The 17,646-nt window shown below is 26.7% G+C and carries 15 protein-coding genes; 4 read left to right on the top strand and 11 right to left on the bottom strand.

What is annotated here, in order from left to right; translation table 11 throughout:
• Position 1: 1 nt before the first annotated feature.
• The 5 genes from CSGHG_RS14535 to CSGHG_RS14515 form a co-directional block, all read right to left on the bottom strand.
• Positions 2-1,117: a hypothetical protein gene (locus tag CSGHG_RS14535; RefSeq protein ID WP_010296779.1), complete on the bottom strand. Its 1,116-nt coding sequence runs from the start codon at positions 1,115-1,117 to the stop codon at positions 2-4.
• Positions 1,099-2,337, bottom strand: coding sequence for an ABC transporter permease subunit (locus tag CSGHG_RS14530; protein ID WP_010296775.1), 1,239 nt, complete (start codon positions 2,335-2,337; stop codon positions 1,099-1,101). The genes CSGHG_RS14535 and CSGHG_RS14530 overlap by 19 nt, the downstream gene beginning before the upstream one ends.
• Entirely contained in the window at positions 2,337-3,203 is an 867-nt protein-coding gene (locus CSGHG_RS14525; protein ID WP_010296772.1) for an ATP-binding cassette domain-containing protein, read from the bottom strand. The genes CSGHG_RS14530 and CSGHG_RS14525 overlap by 1 nt, the downstream gene beginning before the upstream one ends.
• Positions 3,204-3,301: 98 nt before the next feature.
• A complete protein-coding gene (locus CSGHG_RS14520) occupies positions 3,302-4,417 on the bottom strand; it encodes a sensor histidine kinase (RefSeq protein ID WP_010296769.1) in 1,116 nt (371 codons plus the stop codon).
• Complete coding sequence (locus CSGHG_RS14515; RefSeq protein ID WP_026022376.1) at positions 4,407-5,105, bottom strand: response regulator transcription factor; 699 nt, start codon at positions 5,103-5,105, stop codon at positions 4,407-4,409. Before CSGHG_RS14515 ends, CSGHG_RS14520 begins: the two co-directional genes overlap by 11 nt.
• Before the next feature lie 468 nt (positions 5,106-5,573).
• Between CSGHG_RS14515 and CSGHG_RS20980 the strand changes: the two genes are divergently transcribed.
• Entirely contained in the window at positions 5,574-9,005 is a 3,432-nt protein-coding gene (locus tag CSGHG_RS20980; RefSeq protein ID WP_010296765.1) for a putative mucin/carbohydrate-binding domain-containing protein, read from the top strand.
• Between the two features lie 217 nt (positions 9,006-9,222).
• A complete protein-coding gene (locus tag CSGHG_RS14505; protein ID WP_010296763.1) occupies positions 9,223-9,786 on the top strand; it encodes a DUF6143 family protein in 564 nt (187 codons plus the stop codon).
• A 63-nt stretch (positions 9,787-9,849) separates the two neighbouring features.
• Here CSGHG_RS14505 and CSGHG_RS14500 read toward each other — a convergent pair whose 3' ends face one another.
• Both CSGHG_RS14500 and CSGHG_RS14495 read right to left on the bottom strand, forming a co-directional pair.
• On the bottom strand, positions 9,850-11,466 hold the full coding sequence (locus CSGHG_RS14500) for a beta-N-acetylhexosaminidase (protein WP_010296761.1): 1,617 nt from the start codon (positions 11,464-11,466) through the stop codon (positions 9,850-9,852).
• Between the two features lie 635 nt (positions 11,467-12,101).
• Positions 12,102-12,692, bottom strand: a complete 591-nt coding sequence (locus CSGHG_RS14495; protein WP_010296759.1) for an HDIG domain-containing metalloprotein — start codon at positions 12,690-12,692, stop codon at positions 12,102-12,104.
• Positions 12,693-12,853: 161 nt separating this feature from the next.
• Between CSGHG_RS14495 and CSGHG_RS14490 the strand changes: the two genes are divergently transcribed.
• Both CSGHG_RS14490 and CSGHG_RS14485 read left to right on the top strand, forming a co-directional pair.
• Positions 12,854-13,405 carry a helix-turn-helix domain-containing protein gene (locus CSGHG_RS14490; RefSeq protein WP_010296757.1) on the top strand — a complete coding sequence of 184 codons (552 nt, stop codon included), beginning with the start codon at positions 12,854-12,856 and terminating at the stop codon, positions 13,403-13,405.
• A gap of 271 nt (positions 13,406-13,676) precedes the next feature.
• A complete protein-coding gene (locus CSGHG_RS14485; RefSeq protein WP_010296755.1) occupies positions 13,677-13,871 on the top strand; it encodes a DUF4177 domain-containing protein in 195 nt (64 codons plus the stop codon).
• 145 nt (positions 13,872-14,016) lie between these two features.
• Here CSGHG_RS14485 and CSGHG_RS14480 read toward each other — a convergent pair whose 3' ends face one another.
• From CSGHG_RS14480 to CSGHG_RS14465, 4 genes are all read right to left on the bottom strand, one after another.
• On the bottom strand, positions 14,017-15,264 hold the full coding sequence (locus tag CSGHG_RS14480) for a sensor histidine kinase (protein WP_010296750.1): 1,248 nt from the start codon (positions 15,262-15,264) through the stop codon (positions 14,017-14,019).
• The gene (locus CSGHG_RS14475) at positions 15,257-15,937 is read right to left on the bottom strand and encodes a response regulator transcription factor (protein WP_010296748.1); all 681 of its coding nucleotides are present in this window, start codon (positions 15,935-15,937) and stop codon (positions 15,257-15,259) included. Before CSGHG_RS14475 ends, CSGHG_RS14480 begins: the two co-directional genes overlap by 8 nt.
• The gene (locus tag CSGHG_RS14470; protein WP_010296747.1) at positions 15,930-16,469 is read right to left on the bottom strand and encodes a UBA domain-containing protein; all 540 of its coding nucleotides are present in this window, start codon (positions 16,467-16,469) and stop codon (positions 15,930-15,932) included. The genes CSGHG_RS14475 and CSGHG_RS14470 overlap by 8 nt, the downstream gene beginning before the upstream one ends.
• Before the next feature lie 307 nt (positions 16,470-16,776).
• Entirely contained in the window at positions 16,777-17,334 is a 558-nt protein-coding gene (locus CSGHG_RS14465; protein WP_010296745.1) for a UBA domain-containing protein, read from the bottom strand.
• Between the last annotated feature and the right edge of the window lie 312 nt (positions 17,335-17,646).

Raw genomic sequence — 17,646 nt, 5'->3', positions numbered from 1 at the left:
TTTAAACTTCCTTTCTATTGATGGCAAAAGTTAATGCTATAAAAGAGATTATAAATACTATTAATACTTCAATCATAATTTCATATGGTTCCCAAATTCTGAAACCTAAAGAAAATTCATTCATACTGATAAATACCTGATGAGTAGATATAGGAATTGCATTTAGTAAATATTTTATTAAATTTGTTGAAAATGACATAAACTTACTTACAATTATATAAAACATATTTAAACCAACACCTATAGCTATAACTGCAGTGGTTTTCTTTAATTTTAAAGATAAATATCCCATTACCGTAGATAACGCAAAAACCCCTATAACTTCTGCTATTGCCATAATTAATATAGTTTGTCCTATTGTAAAATTACCATAAGAAAATAATGAAATCATTTTAAAACTACTTTTTAATCCTTTAAATCCAAACTTAGAACTTATTATAAATACTGTTCCTAGGGTAGTTATTATAGTCAATAAAACTCCATAAATAATTGCTGGTAAAGCTCTTAGGAACATATTTTTTTTATAAAATTTTGTTGTAATAATAATATCCATACTACCATCTTCAAAACTCTCTGAATAAGTACTTGCTGCAAAAAATGTTACTAGAAATGCAATTATCATATAAATGATTTGAATGTTTCCTAGTACAAAAGGATATATTTGATGCCCATAATATTGCTTAAATGGAATCTTAACTTGATTTAATTTCTCCTTAGCTATTTCTTGTTGTGAAGAAGGAAGTTTCTTAATTAATGCCTCAAACTTATATTTCCAACATTGATAAAAATCTTTTGCAAATTTATCTGGAAAATCCTTAACTTTATTCTCAGTATATAAAATACCTGGATAAGTATTAACAAGACTATTAATAATATATAGTTGAGATGTATATCGTGATTCTTCAGATTTTTCATCACGAACTTTTTTAAGTGCAACTAAAACCTCATCTTCTTTAATATCACCTTCATAAAAAGCCTCTTGTTGAAAATTATAATTAATCTCTCTTTCATCATGTATTAACATAAAATTTAAACCTAATGTAATAATTAAAATTCCAATCACAGAGAATAAAACATATTTTGTAAATAAGCGGCGTTTTATTTCTTGAAACAACATTTTATTCCCCTCCTAACGTAAGTCCATGAAGTCAACATGAAACTAATTAAAATTAGTAATAAACTTATTATTAAGTTTAGTTTAAAAGATAATATTGCTTTGCCAAAAATAGAAACCACAGGCACCCCAATATTTAAAAAAGAAAATATTACATTACCTGGTAAAATAAAATTAATAAAGTTTAGTATTGGATTGCTTAAACCCATGGATACAGATAATATAAATCCACTAATAATCACTAGCACTATAATACTCATTACTATTGAAGTTTTCTTACTTATAGATGAAATGAAAGTGGTAAATGCAGAAATAGTAATTGTTCCTATTAATCCAAAAATAATTATATTTTTCATAAGTTCCCCTAAATTATAAGGCAACACTGTTTTCATAAATACTTGAGCTGATGTTTGAAGGGCATCTGCTGGTAGATAATGCTTTAAAATTACTACATATGTTCCCATTCCCACAGTATATATTAGAACTGCCATAATTAGTGGTAACAAAAGTTTGGGACATAATAAATTTTTTCTTCCTTTTTTAGTTGTGGATATAATTTCATCTAAACCACTTTCCTTATCCCTTGCAATAATACCACTTGAAAAGAATCCAGCTATTATTAAAAGAACAAAAGTAAAAATTTGTATATGTTCAATACCCTCACTCCAAACCTCAGAACCTCCATAGTAAGTGTATGGTTTTTCTACTTCATTCCACATTTTTAAAGCTAATTCTTTTTCAGCTTCATTTTTCAACTTTAAATTCATCATATACTCATAGCATATATCTTCATTTTCATAAAAACTTTTTCCTGCATTCTCAGGAAGTTTTGCATATCCATTTATAGATTCTCCCCTAATGTTTTTCAATTGAATATTCTGCATTACTAAACTATCAGCATAAACAGCATATTGTAATAAATCTTTAGTAATTTTTACATCACTTTCATCATCACTTCTTAATGCATTAACAAATGTATCACGCCCTTTTTGAAATTTACCTTCAGTCATTTTTCCGGCAGTAACATTTCTATCCTTAGCTGCAATTTCTATTGCTGCTTTGCCTTTATATTCTTTATAACACCCTGTTTGCATAAAATCTGCTGTAGCTCCTCCTATAATAAACCAAGCCCATAAAACAGCAAAAATTATAGGAATTAAAACATATAATATAAATCTTTTTGCACTTATTTGACGTTTAAATTCAGAAATAAACAAATCCATTATTTAACCTCCTTTACTTTTGAAAGATAAAAGTCATTAAGATTAGGTTTCACTTTTTCACTATTTTCTAATGGTTCTTTTGCAATATATCTAATTGCTACTAATCCATCTCCTTCATTTCTAAAATTCATTACTTTATACTTCTTTTCTAACATATGAACCTCTTCTTCTCTTACCAATGCTTCAAAAACCATACCATCAATAGAATTAATTAAAGCATTACTTTCTCCATATTCAATAATTGCTCCTTTTTCCATAAGTATAAGATAGTTTGCAATAAATTCTATGTCAGAAACAATATGAGTAGATAAAATAATAATCTTTTCCTTACTAATTGTTGTTAAATATTGACGAAAGTTTTTTCTTTCTTCAATATCTAAACCAGCTGTTGGTTCATCAACAATTAAAATATCCGGATCATTTAACATTGCTTGACATATGCCGACCCTTCTTTTCATACCTCCAGAAAGCTTATCTACTTTTTTACGTCTTACGTCAGATAGGTTAAACTGTTGTAACAAATCTATAATCCTTTTATTTCTTAATTCTTTATCAATTCCTTTTAAAGAAGCTATATATTTTAGAAAATCCTCTACGGTTTGATTTTTATCATAACCAAAATGTTGAGGCAGATAACCTATTTTATCTAAATACTTTCCACCTAAACTAGAGATTGAATGACCATCAAAAAGTATTTCTCCTTTACTAGGTCTTAGATTTCCTACCATCATTTTCATAAGTGTTGTTTTTCCAGCTCCATTATGTCCTAAAAGCCCCCATATCCCAGGTGTAAAATTTAAATCAACATCCTTTACAGCCTTTAAATCTTTAAATTCTTTTGTCACTTTATCAATTCTTAATTCCATGTTATTCCTCCTAAAATAAATAAACCTTTGTTCTAACATTAGTTTATCAATGATTGAACAAAGGTTTATTTATAATCTATTTAGATTTTATAAAGATTTTATAAAGATTTTGGTAAATGAATAATAAATTTAGTATGTCCTTTTAAACTTTGTGCTTTTAATATTCCATCATGTCGTTCAACAATTTCTTTTGCAATAGCAAGCCCTAAACCTGAACCAGATGATTGACTTCTAGCCTTATCTCGACGATAAAATTTTTCAAATATAAGCTCGAGTTCTTGCTTAGATATTATATCTCCATCATTTTCAACAATTATAATTACTGAATTATTTTCCTCTTTACCAGTTACCTTAATAATTGAATCATTATTACTATAACTAATTGCATTTTTTAATAAGTTATTTAAAACTCTCGCTAAAAGTGTTCCATCACCATAAATTCTAAGATTTGATGAAACATTCAAATCTAATTTCAATTGTTTTGGTAATAGTAACGGATATAATTCATCAGTTATTTGTTCAAGAAAAAACTCTCCATTAATTTCTGTTTTATTTAAAGGGATATCTTGAAGATTAAATCTTGTAATATCAAAAAATTGATTAGTTAAATCCTCCAAATGATATGCCTTGTCCAGCACTCTTTTTAAATATTCTTTACGTATATTTTCAGCTACTTCCGATTCTTCTAAAATATTAAGATAGCCAATAATACTAGTTAATGGTGTTTTTAAATCATGGGCAAGATATGTAACTAAATCATTTTTCTTTTGTATTTCCATTTCTATACGTTGTCTTATCTTTTCTTTCTCATTTAAAATTGATTTAATTTCCATATCAATCACCTTAAACTCTTGAACTTCACTTGGATTTTCTCCATTTTGAAATAAACTTATTCTTTCTTCAACTTGCTCTAAAATTTTTTTATTTTGTTTATTCTTTGATATTTTAGAAGCAAAATGAACACATATTTCTAAAATTAAAAATCCTCCAACAGCAAGAAATATTAATATATCTCTTAATCTGTCCCATCTAAAACTCCCCCTTATAATATGAAATCCGCGTATACTTAATGCTTCTTCTCTATCATCAAGAATTGTTCTTACAAAATACTCTGCTACACTTCCTTCTAAATAAGCATCAATAAATATAAGTACAAATATATATGCTATAAATGCAATAATATAAAAATTCCAGTTCCACTTCTTACGCTTCAATTATGTAACCTACCCCCCATACAGTTTTAATATATTGCGGTTTTTCAGAAGAATCACCTATTTTTTCTCTTAAATTTCTAACATGTACTGTAATAGTATTAGTTGATTTTGAGAAATACTCATCATCCCAAATTAAATGAAATAATTCCTCTCCATTTAAAACTTGTCCTTTTCTATCTAATAAAACCTCTAAAATCTTAAACTCAGTTGGTGTAAGCTTGACATCTTCTCCATTGACATTTACATTTTTGCTTTTCTTGTTTAATATAAGACCCTTATAATAGATTTTATCTGAGTTATCAATATCAAATTCATTATCTCCATATTGATTATAACGCCTAAGTTGTGCTTTTACCCTAGCAATAACTTCTAATGGATTAAATGGTTTTGTAATATAATCATCAGCACCATAACTTAATCCTAATATTTTATCTTGATCTGCATTTTTAGCTGTAATCATTATAATAGGAAAACGATATTTTTTTCTTATATTTTTGCAAATAGTAAGTCCATCTATATCAGGAAGCATTAAATCTAAGATAATTAAATCTAGTTTATTATCTATTTGTTTCATAGCTTCATATCCATTTTCAGCTTCTAAAATCTCATAAGACTGACCTTCTAAATAAATCTTTAAAATTTTTCTAATGTCTTCATCATCTTCAACAATTAATATTTTCTCCATAATATCACCACCTTTATTAATTCATATATTTATTATACATAATTTAAATATATTTTTACAAAAAAATTAATAATAAACATAATTGTTAAATATAACTTAAAATAATATGCTAATATTTATGTTATTCTTTACTAATTTCATTTATTTTTTAGTTTACAATATTTTAAATAACTTAATTTTAATTATGTAAACTAAATGTTTTAAAATACTATTCGAAAATATTATTGTAATGTAGGATTCTAAGTTTTAATTTAAATTTATTTATGGATTATTTGTTACTCCCCCGAAACAAATGTAAGTTTATTTAAATTTAAATCTGAGCTTATTTACCTATATTTCTGGATATTTTTTTAATCTATTTATTCTAAAATTAAACCTATTCATTCCCTTTATATTTAAATTATGTATTTTTATGTTATACTCATCCAAGAATATTAGGGAAATTATTTTATTATAAGGAGATGATATTAAATGAAGAGTTTTGTGAAATTTTTAATTATTCAATTATTATTCATTGGCTTTACTTTAGGAAATTCAATAAATGTTTATGCTAATGAAGTAAAACAAAAGGAACTTTATATATTAGAAGATCCTACTTGGCTTAGACAAACTGGTTTTTCTAAAGGACTAGGCCATGACCGTCAAGACTTAGGAATTATTTTACCTGCAAATGTCCAATTAACTATTAAACAAGTAAATCCTAATTTTAAAGGAAATTTAACTTTACGGTTGTTAAATGATAACAATAAGCATGAAACATCCCGTAATTTTAATCAAACACAAATTACCGTATCAGTTCCTTACAGTTCTGTACCTTTTGTAGATACTATATATAACGGAACTGAAAAACCTAAAATAGAATATACAATAAGTAACAATATGCAAACGTTACCTATCTATAAAAAAGGTCAAAATCAACAAGACTTTTTTTCTCAATGGGATAGAACTTCAGCTCCCTTTGCTTTAGTAGTAGACGATTATTTTCAATTACTAGTACCTCAAAAGGATAAAGCATTTATGAAGAGAATGAGAGACTTTTCTTCTATAGATGAATTAATCCTTTATTATCGTGATATTTTCACATATTATAATAAATTATCTGGAATTAGTTTTGATACTAATATTAAAACTAATAAAAATATTCCTAACAAATACTTTATAAAAGCTGATATAAGTGGACCTGGTGGTGGTTATTATGGTGGTAACCATACAGCTGAAACATCAGATTCTGTAGCTAGTTTTTGGTTATCAAAAGGTTGGGGGGCATTACATGAGATTGGTCATGGATACCAAGATAACTTTACAAGAGGAGAAGTATGGAATAATATTTATGCTCATAGTTTTCAGCAAAAAAATTTAGGTTCAGGAATATATAGTAACGGTTGGTTATATGATTATGGAAGAAAAAACATTGTTGATAGCAATATAGATAATTTGTTGCACAAAAACCAATCAGCCTTTAACACTTGGGGCCTAAGAGAACAACTTTATGGTTTTATACTTTTAAAAAATAAAGCCGGAGATGATAGTTTTACTCATTTTAATCAAGAATACCGTAAATTAGCTAACTCTAATGGATTTAACATTAGTGATTATAATCAATTTGATTTACTTAGCAAAGCTTATGGAGAAATAAGTAAACTTGATTTTACACCAGTTATTGAGTCATTTAAGGGTAAAATGAGTGATTGGCAAAAAGAATTAAATCGTTATCAAAATTATAAGCCTGTTGCAATTTTAAATGAAGTTGTTCCTACTAGCAAAGTTTCTGAAATTCAAAAAACATTAAATTTAGAAACTCCTTTATCATTAGTGACTACAGATGATTTAGCTAGAACTGGCTTAACTGGAAACGTAACTTTAAACATTAAAATTGATGATTTTAATCAAATAAAAAATCAAACTATTTATTTAATGAATGGAGAAAAAGAAGTAAAGAAAGTTTCTATTACATCACCTAGTATTTCATTAGGTCAACTTCCAATTGGTATTTATACAATTTATTCAACAAATACTAATAATAAATGTTATACACTTGATACCCATTATTTAAAAGTTAAGGAATCTAATAATAACGTAACTTTAAATTATAAATTACGTACAAAGAGCGTATTACTTAATCAGGAAATTGAATTTTTAGGATTAGGCGATGATAAATTTGCCAGTGCTCATGTTGATTTAGAAAATCAACACTTAAACATTGAGGTAACTTCTAAGGACCCTCATAGCTATTTTCCTAATGAACAATATGGTAAAATCGAAATTTTAGATACTAATGGAAATATTACTTACTCAAAAGTAATGAACGGTACAAACACAACTTTAGAGCATAGTAGTCAAATTTTAAAAGAAGGTTATAAAATAAGATTATATCATGCTGAACCTTCAAGGTTAAAAATTAAAAATAATAAAACTACACTTACTAATAATAAAACTAATACTTTAGTAGTTACTTCCCAAGGACTTAAAAATGAAAATTTAAGTCAAAATCTAAATCAAGAACTTGCTACATCAATAGATACTTTTGCTTCTAAAATTTATGAAAATAAACTACTGAGCCAAAGTAATTGTGCAGAATCAAAAGTAGAATTAAAACTAACTATTAACTCTTTAACAGAACCTCTAAAAACACAAATGTTAACTAAATATAAAGAGCTTTTAAAAGAGAATCCAACAACTAATGAAGACGAAAGCGAAGGCTCTGCATTCTCATTTGATTTTAAAGGTTATAGTGATAGATTGTTTGCCAAGCTTAATTTAGATTTAGAAAATCTAAATGGTAAACTTACAGTGGAAAATATAATGCCACACTATTACTTTAAAGATAGTTATGCATCTATATTAATTCAAGACAAAAATGGTTCAACTATTTTCTCTAGAGATTTTATAGGAAGCGAAACAAATAATAACTCAGTTGAAGATATACCTTTACAAGAAGGATATTATATCACTATAAAACATAGAGAACATTCAAATAGACTTTTTGTAAATAATGATACCAAAAATATATCACTTAATAAAAATGCTGTTAATTCATATAAAATTATGAAAAATAAATTAGAATCAATTAATGAAAGTGATATACCAAATCCTAGTAAAAATCCTTACTTAGGTGAAAAATTTAATATTACTTTTAAAGGCTTAGGCGATTGGATTTTTGCAGAATTAAATTTAGATTTAGCATCTAAACAAGCTAATATTGATATAAAAAAAGGTGAACCACATGTTTATTTTACAGATAGTTATACTTCAGTTGCAATTAAAGATGCTGAAGGAAATGATGTTTATACAAAAGACTTTATTGGTAATAAGGGAAATGATGCTCTTGTAAAAGATATTCCTCTAAAAACAGGCTATTATTTAGCAATAAAGCATAAAGAGCCAAATAACCGCTTAATAATTACTAATACAATTAATAAGCTAGAATTAGATAAAGATACAATTATAACTTATAAAATAACTGATACTGGATTAGTTAAATCTTCAGAAGATGAAATTCCAATCCCATCTAATCCAATATATTATGGTAATGAGTTTAATACAGTTTTTAAAGGATATGCTGATAGAGCTTTTGCTGAAATGAACATGAATTTAACTGAAAATCAAGCAACAATAAACATATCAGATGGTATTGTTCATAGCTATTTTTCAGACATTTATACTTCAATTTTGATTCAAAACAGCAAAAAAGAAACTGTATATTCTAAGAACTTTATTGGAACTAATAACTATTCTAAAAATAGTGAAACAGTAAATCTTGAAGAAGGATCTTTAATCACTCTTACACATTTAGAATCATCTAATAGACTAGAAATAATTAATAAAGAAACCCAGTTTTCTCTTCCAAAAAGTAACTCTGTTACTTACCAGGTTGTAGATGGTGGATTGAAAAAAATTAATTAATAAAAAATTTTAGATAAAAGCTTAGTAAGTTGTATTTACTAGGCTTTTATCTAGCTTAAAATTATTTAAATTAAAGTTTTTCGTGGTAACCCTTACAAATTTGATTCCATATACTAAATATACAGGTATATATAGAGAAACAAGCTCCAATTTAAGTTTATTTAATAACTTTTAAAATCTATTTACTTGTAATATTTTAATAGGAGTTATAAACGTGATGAAATATATAAATAATTGTAATAATTCTATTTTACTGCCTAATCCAATAACTCAAGTTGCTAGTATGCCTTATCCTTTATATCTTTCCCTTCAAGGTAAGTATTTTGTAGGACATTCAGATGAACTAGATTTTGGCAATAATACTAGTGCATGGGCAGGTTTAATAAATCCTAGTTGTTCAGGAGTTAATCTTCATGTTTATGTATGGACAGTTACTAATTCAGGTAAATATCCAATAAATGTACAAATATGGTTTAATTCAAATCTACCTGGTTCACCATATGTATCAGAGTTTGTTACCCCATCAAATACAGCTCTTTGTCCATTGCCTAGTCCAAGAGTAGATCTGCTTCAAGCAACTGATGTTATAGACAAACCTATTGAAGGTGTTAATGCCTATATTAGAACAGCACCGCCTGATACTACAATCGTAGCTGAAGAAGATGGAAAATTTATTTTCCCACCTGGCGGCTCATTTATTGTGTTTCTATCAAATCTAGAAAACCCAAATGAACCTGCTAAAGGGACGGTTTCCTTTGGATGGTGGGAAGAAAAAATCTAATAGTGTTTTTAATATTAAAAGACAGGCCATAAAAACCTGTCTTTTTTATATAAAAAATTTTATTTACTTTTTCTCTACTGTCCATATATTCTCATCTTTATAATAATTTATTCCTTGATTATTCATTCTTTCTCCTTGACTTTTCAATCGATTTTTATACTCATCCCAATTTCTAGCACTTTTAGGTGTCCACCCTATTTCAGAATAACCTAATAATCTTGGATATATCATATAATCCATAGCTTCTGTATTTAAGATTGTTTCTGTCCACAATGGTGCTTCCACACCTAAAACTAATTCTTTTGGAGCATAATCTGTAGGATCCCATTTATATGCAGTTTCAACTGGAATATATCCTGCCCAATCTAATCCATATGGAGTATTTTCGTTATACTTCATATCTAAATATGCTTTTTCTGCAATTGAAATAATCATTTTCATATTTTTTGCTCTAGCTGCTTCATTAGAATCTTTCCAATTTTGTAATATCACACTTGAGTTTATCTTTGATGATGTATCAATTGGATCCCAGCCTATTGCGGTTCTCCCATACTTTTCAACTATTTTAGATACTCTTCCTACAAAATAATCATAATCTTCTTTTTTAGTACTATCTGCTTCATCTCCTCCTATATGTATATACTTAGAAGGTGATATTTCAGAAACTTCTCTTATTATATCTTCAATAAACTCATATGTTTTTTCATCATCAGTCATTAACGAACTAAATCCTACTTTTGTATCTGTATATAAAGGTTTCTTTTTCCCATCTTTATTTAAAAATCCATAAGAAGCTAGTGCTGCATTAGTATGACCTGGCATATCAAATTCAGGAACTATTTCTATATATCTTTCTGCTGCATACTTAACTAAATCTTTAAATTGTTCTTGAGTGTAATATCCTCCTGGTCCTCCTCCTACTTGTGTACTTCCACCTATATTAGTCAAATCTGGCCATTTTTTAATTTCTAAACGCCATCCTTGGTCATCACTAAGATGTAAATGTATCTTATTTATTTTATATTGAGCTGCAAGATCTATTTGACGCTTAATTTCATCAACAGTAAAAAAATGTCTAGCTACATCAATCATTACACCTCTATATTCATACTCTGGTTTATCCTTTATAGTTGAAACTGGAATAGTCCACTTTACATCAGCAGCCACAGTATTTTTTTCAATATCTGCCGGTAATAATTGTCTTAGAGTTTGAACTCCTCTAAAAATACCTTCTGGCTTGTATCCTATAATTTTAACGTTTTCAGGGGTAGTTATTACTTCATAACCTTCATTTCCCTTATCTTTATTTGCACCTACAGTGGTTAAATATATACTTCCTGATGGAACATTATTGCCCTTAACAATTTTCAAATCAAAACCTGTTGAAGGTTTTAATTTTTCTTTTAAAAACTCTGCGATTTTAACAATTTCTTCTGTTTCTTCTTCAGTATTTCCTTTTACATATATGGAACTATTTTTTGTAAGAGTAAATGCTCCTTCACCACTTTCATAGTTTAAAGGCTTAGGAATAATATTATTTACAATATTACTTTGCACAGCAAAAGTTGGCTCCACTTTATTGTTTTTATCTAAAATTATTATAGAAGAAACTGCTACTAACACTAAAAATACTATTAGTATATATACAGTTTTTAAGTGCTTTGTATATATATTCTTCATTAGCTCACCGTCCTTACATTTTAAAAATCAATGTTTAATTTATAATGTATTATTCATTAATTATTTTGAAACCTTCTCTCTTATTTTGCACCTAAATATCATAGTATATACTATAATTTACTAATAAAATAATATGTATATAATATTTTGATTTTTAGTTATATATCAAATTGATGAAACCGAATAGTCAGTTTCTTTTAGCTAAAAACATTAAACCTTAAGTTTCACATATAAAATTAACTGAATTTCTATACAAAATATATTCTCCATAAATTATTTTTCAGTTAAATCGTAAGTTCAGTAATAAAATCTATATAAAACAAAGCCGGTCCTAGAAAAGCATGTTCATCATTACTAGTAAAAAAGTTACTAGTAATAACTAGTCACTTTTAACTTTTAATCAAAGATATGTAATATGTTCAATGTGTGGCACCGTAACAAATGGGACAGGCACGAATAGTGTAGCTCTATAAAATAAAAACCAACTATTTAACTCTAGCTACCATAAGTAAGAAAAGCTAGCCAGTCCCTAAAATGGTTACTAGTTAGCAATTACAAGCAAAATGGGGCCATATCACTCCTCTAACCTCTAGTTAGTTTTGCAACAGCCCCTTTTAATAACTATATATTATATATTAATTATTCATATATTCTTCCATTTTTTTATTAATATCAGCTTCACAAAAGCGCATAGCCATAATTGTTTCTTCAAGCAGTTTATTTAGTTCCCATCCAAGCATTTCTGCACCTTGTTTAATTACATCACGTGAACATCCTGCTGCAAATTTTTTATCCTTAAATTTTTTCTTAAGACTTGAAAGTTCCATATCCATAACACTTTTTGATGGACGCATTCTTGCTGCTGCACCTATTAATCCTGTAAGTTCATCTACTGCAAACAATACTTTTTCCATCTCATGCTCTGGTTTTGGTTGTTCTTCTGCACAAAGACCGTAACCGTGACTTGCTACAGCTCTTATTAGTTTTTCATCAAGACCATAATCTCTCATAATCTCTTGTGTTTTACTACAATGATTTTCTGGATACATTTCAAAATCTAAATCATGAAGTAAACCAACTATTGACCAAAAGTCCGCTTCTTCTTCATACCCTAATTCTTTTGCAAAATATTTCATAGTTCCTTCAACTGTTAAAGCATGTTGAATATGAAATACCTCTTTATTGTATTTAGTAAGTAGTTCCCATGATTCTTCTCTTGTTATCATAATAACTCCTCCTCTTAAATTTAAAATATAATATTTAATTTTTGTTGATTCTTTTAACTCTTTGATATATAATACTTTACGAATGTTAAATATATTTAACATTTATTCTATTTTACTTATGTTAATTATAATTGTCAATACGATTATTGGAGGTTTCTTTAATGAATATAAATTTTATTATTGCAGAAAACTTAAAAAATCTTAGAACTGAGCGAAATTTAAGTTTAAGTCAACTTGCTGGCTTATGCAATGTAAGCAAAGTTATGTTATCTCAAATAGAAAAAGGAGATACTAATCCCACTATAAATACTTTATGGAAAATAGCTAATGGATTAAAAGTTCCTTATACTTCATTACTTGAGCAAAAAGAACATGATACTCAAATTATAAAAAAGAATGATACTGATATTCAACTTAGCGAGGAAGGACATTACAGAGTATATTGTTACTATACTAATACACCTTATCGTAATTTTGAACTTTTTCAAATTGAACTAGATGAAAATTGTACTTATAAATCTGTAGGTCACTCTGAAAAATCAGAGGAATATATTATGGTGTTAGAAGGTGAATTAACTTTAGAAGTAAATAGTGCTACTTATAAACTAACTCCTAATGATTCAATAAGTTTTTTAGCATCACATGAGCATGTATATATTAACAGTGGAAAAGGAACTTTAAAAGCTACAATAACAAATTTTTATCCTGTTTAATATTATAATTATATTATCATTTAATTTATTACTTAAATATAATTTAAATACAAGTGAAACAATATTTTAAATTAATAATATAAGATATAATCTCAAATTAAAGCTAAAAAACTTTATAATTAATATAATATATAATACGCTCTAAAAGATAATACATTTTTAACGTATACATGCAAATATTTCTTTAATTGTATACATTTAATATGATTCAATGTTATAATTATTCTGTAAATATATTGTAATGAATGACAATTAAAGGGGAGGCACAATAATGTACGAATATAAAGTTTTTAAATGGAGATTTGATTTAAATAGTGCAGAAGATTTGGAAAAAACTTTAAATGATTATGGTAAAGAAGGTTGGAAAATATTCAATATCATATCTAATATAAAAGGAAACGGTGGAGTATTATTTACTTCTGTAGATGGTAATGAAGCAACAATTATTCTTGAAAAAAGTAACTAACATTATTTTTAATAATTTTAAGGGAAGTCAAATAGACTTCCCTTAAAATTATTAAAAATATCAATTATATTAAAACATATTTTTTTAAAACTAACTGTTTAGTTTCAACTATAGCTCTTTACTTCTAATTTCTTAATATATTTTACTATCTTTTAGGTAAAAATACAGTTATTCTTGTACCTATATCTTTCCTGCTTAAAACACTAAAGTATCCTTTGTGACTATCAATAATCCATTTAGCAATTGAAAGTCCTAGCCCTGTACCACCTTTTCTAACTCTTGCAGTATCAGCTCTGAAAAAACGTTCAAACATGTGTAATACATCATTTTCATCCATACCTATTCCATTATCTTGAATAGAAAAATACGGTTCATCTTTATTATTTTTTCCCGTTCTTAATATTATATCTTCACCTTTATCTGTATACTTTGCTGCATTTTCTATTAATATCCTAGCTGTTTGTTTAAGTAATGATATATCACCATAAACACTTACATTATCTGAATATATATATTCATATGCATGTTCTTTATCTATCATCTTAGATTCTTCTAAAACCTCTTTCATCATATCATTAAGTGAAAATTCTATAATATTAAGCTGTGTTTTACCGTTAATACCTCTTGCTAAAAATAATAGCTGTTCTATTAAGTTTTTCATATTTTCCGATTCACTTTTTATAGCTACAATAGATTCTTCTAATACTTCTTCATCATCTTTTCCCCAACGATCTAACATATTAGCATACCCTTGAATTACAGATATAGGAGTTCTAAGTTCATGAGATGCATCTGAAACAAATCGTGCTTGTTGCCTATAAGAATCCCTCATTCTATCTAATAAATTATTGATTGCTTCTTCTAACCCTTGAAGTTCACTATCGCCAATATGAATTCTTTCATCAGATATGGTAGGGCTTATCTTAGATATAGCATCCTCAAGACTATGAAATTTTTGCTCATCAAAAGCCATATCACTAAGTCTGCTCGCAGCTTCTGCTATTTCATTAAGTGGTTTTAAAATCCTTCTATTTTTTGCAGTACCAAATATCATTTGTGTTAATAACATAATTCCTTCTACAATCCCAATAGTACTAATTACTCTTATAAGAAGGTTTAAAAAAGTACTAGCCTCTTTTATCATTACTTTTCCATTATCCCAAATAACTTTATAAGTTGCTGTTTCTATAGGATAAAATTCAAATGATCTTTGAGCATTTCTTACAATCTCGCCATAAAAATTAATTTCATTTTCAATGCACCAAACTCCAATAAATCCAGCGATTATACATATATCAATAATAAGAAACTTTAAAAATAAATTTCTTACAAAAACAGAGTTTAATTTTATTGCAATAGATATAACATTTTTTGTTTTATTTTTTCTACTCATCTTTAATTACGTATCCCACACCACGAACTGTAGTTATTATTTTAATGTTAAAAGCATCATCTATTTTTGTTCTCAAAAATCTTATATAAACATCAATAACATTAGTTTCTCCAAGATAATCATAACCACATAACTTTTCCATAAGTATATTTCTAGTTAACACTATATTCTTGTTTTCCAATAATATTTGTAATAAATTAAACTCTCTATTGGTTAGTTCTATCTCATTTTCATCATACATTACTTTATGTCTCATTTTATCTAATGATAGTAGACCACAGCTTATTATATCTTCATCCTTTTTCACTGTTACTATTCTTTTTTTAAGTGCTGTTCTTATCCTCGCAAGTAATTCTTCTATTGCAAATGGTTTAGTTATATAATCATCTGCTCCTGCATCAAGCCCTGATACTTTATCCATAACTGCATCTCTTGCAGTAAGCATTATAATGGGAATATCAGAAGTTCTTCTAATCCTTCTTAATACTTCAAGACCATTTATTTCTGGAAGCATTATATCAAGGAGAATTAAATCCACTTCACCTTTTTCTGCAATTTCAAGACCTGTTCTGCCATTATTAGCTTTTATTACTTCATAACCTTCGTGTCTTAACTCAAGCTCAATAAACCTTGATAATTTCTCTTCATCTTCAACTATTAAAATCTTAACCATTTCTATCCGCCTTTTTAAATTTTTCTTTTATAATTTTTACATTATCTGAAATATTCTTTAATATTCTATTAGCTTTATCTGCATTAATAGTTTTTGAATATATATATAACTCTATGTCTAAAAATAATAAAATAATTGTTAAAGGTATAATCATCCAAAAAGCAAAAAATAAAAGAATAATAATTACAGTAAGTGGTATCTTTAAAAATATCCTATCTTTCTTTTTTATTTGTAAAAAAATATTATTGCATGTATCTATACACTTACATATAGCTTCAAAAATTCCTTGGAAATTATTATTTGATTCATATCTATTTTCTTTGTTTTTCTTATTCTCTTCCTTTTTTTCACTATACCTTGTTTCATTAGTATAAAATATATTTACAGAAGGTCTTTTTACCCTTCCCTTCTCTTCCAAATATAATAATGCGTCTAAAATATCCCAACCACTATTTTCTAAAGCTATTTTAGCTTCTTCATAGCTTACATTTGTTTTTTCCCTCAATTTATCTATTAATTTAAGTTTATCCATAAATAACCTCCATATCTATGGCACAAATACAATTGTTTATTATAGGGTTCCAAATTAAATTTTCAACTTATTCATTTATCAAATTATAAAACTCAAATTAATATTTTATCAATAACTAACAGATTATTTTAGTTAAAAGTTAAGAGTGAACAGTTACTGATAACAAAAATTTGATGTATAAATTTAAGTTAGAGATTGTTTCCCTATATAATTATATCCTTAGATATTAAATTATACCATTTAATTTTATATAATCCTAAAAATAAAGAGACTTTGAAAATATTCAAAATCTCTTTACTATAATATATTATTTTGCATAACCTTTTTTAAAGTCATTTTTAATATTATCTGCTGACTCTGATGCTTTTTCAAAAACATTATTTACACTATTATAATTATTATGAGCACCAGACAATGAATATTTATATCCACAGAACAATCCGATTAGTAATAATATTATAGTTGGTACAGATAAGAATATTAGTAAAAGTATTGATATTGTTAATGATATTCTTATTGGTTTTTCATTTTCTTTTTTTACCTCAAAACAGTTCTCATTTCCTTTTTTTATAAATTTACTTATAAACTTAAACACTCTACCAACAACCTCTCCAATTCCACCATATCTTTCTTCATGTTTTTTTCTATTTTTCTTTTTATCTTCTCTGTGATCTTCTTGCTCTTCTTCCTTAACTTCAATTATTGTAGCATTTTCAATTGTATTGCTTTTTATTTTTCCGTTTTTCTCTAAATATATAATAGAATCTATAACATCCCAGTTACATTTTTCTAATGCTTCTGTCGCCTCTTCACGAGTTACATTAGCCTTTTTAATTATAATTTCAATCATTTCGTTTTTTTCCATTTGACTTACCTCCGTGTATTTATTAATCATTCATCATGGTTATATAATACGTTTAGAAGATTAATCTAAAATATAAGAAAGATTAAAATTAGATTAAAAATTAAAATTAATTATAATTTAGTAGTTTTGTTACTACTTTAACTTACTTGATAGCTTCATATTTGATATAGCCATTGTATAAATAGTTGATATTATAAAAACTAACAAAGATATCAAAATGACTAATACATAAGTAGGTATAACTTTACCTGCTATATTGTAAATCTCAGGGGTGAATATAATACTTATTAAAATTAATCATATGGTACGGTA

Source organism: Clostridium senegalense JC122 (genome assembly GCF_000285575.1).
GTDB lineage: Bacteria > Bacillota > Clostridia > Clostridiales > Clostridiaceae > Clostridium_J > Clostridium_J senegalense.
The sequence above is the reverse complement of the archived record's forward strand: the minus strand, read 5'-3'. Positions and strand labels throughout refer to the sequence as shown.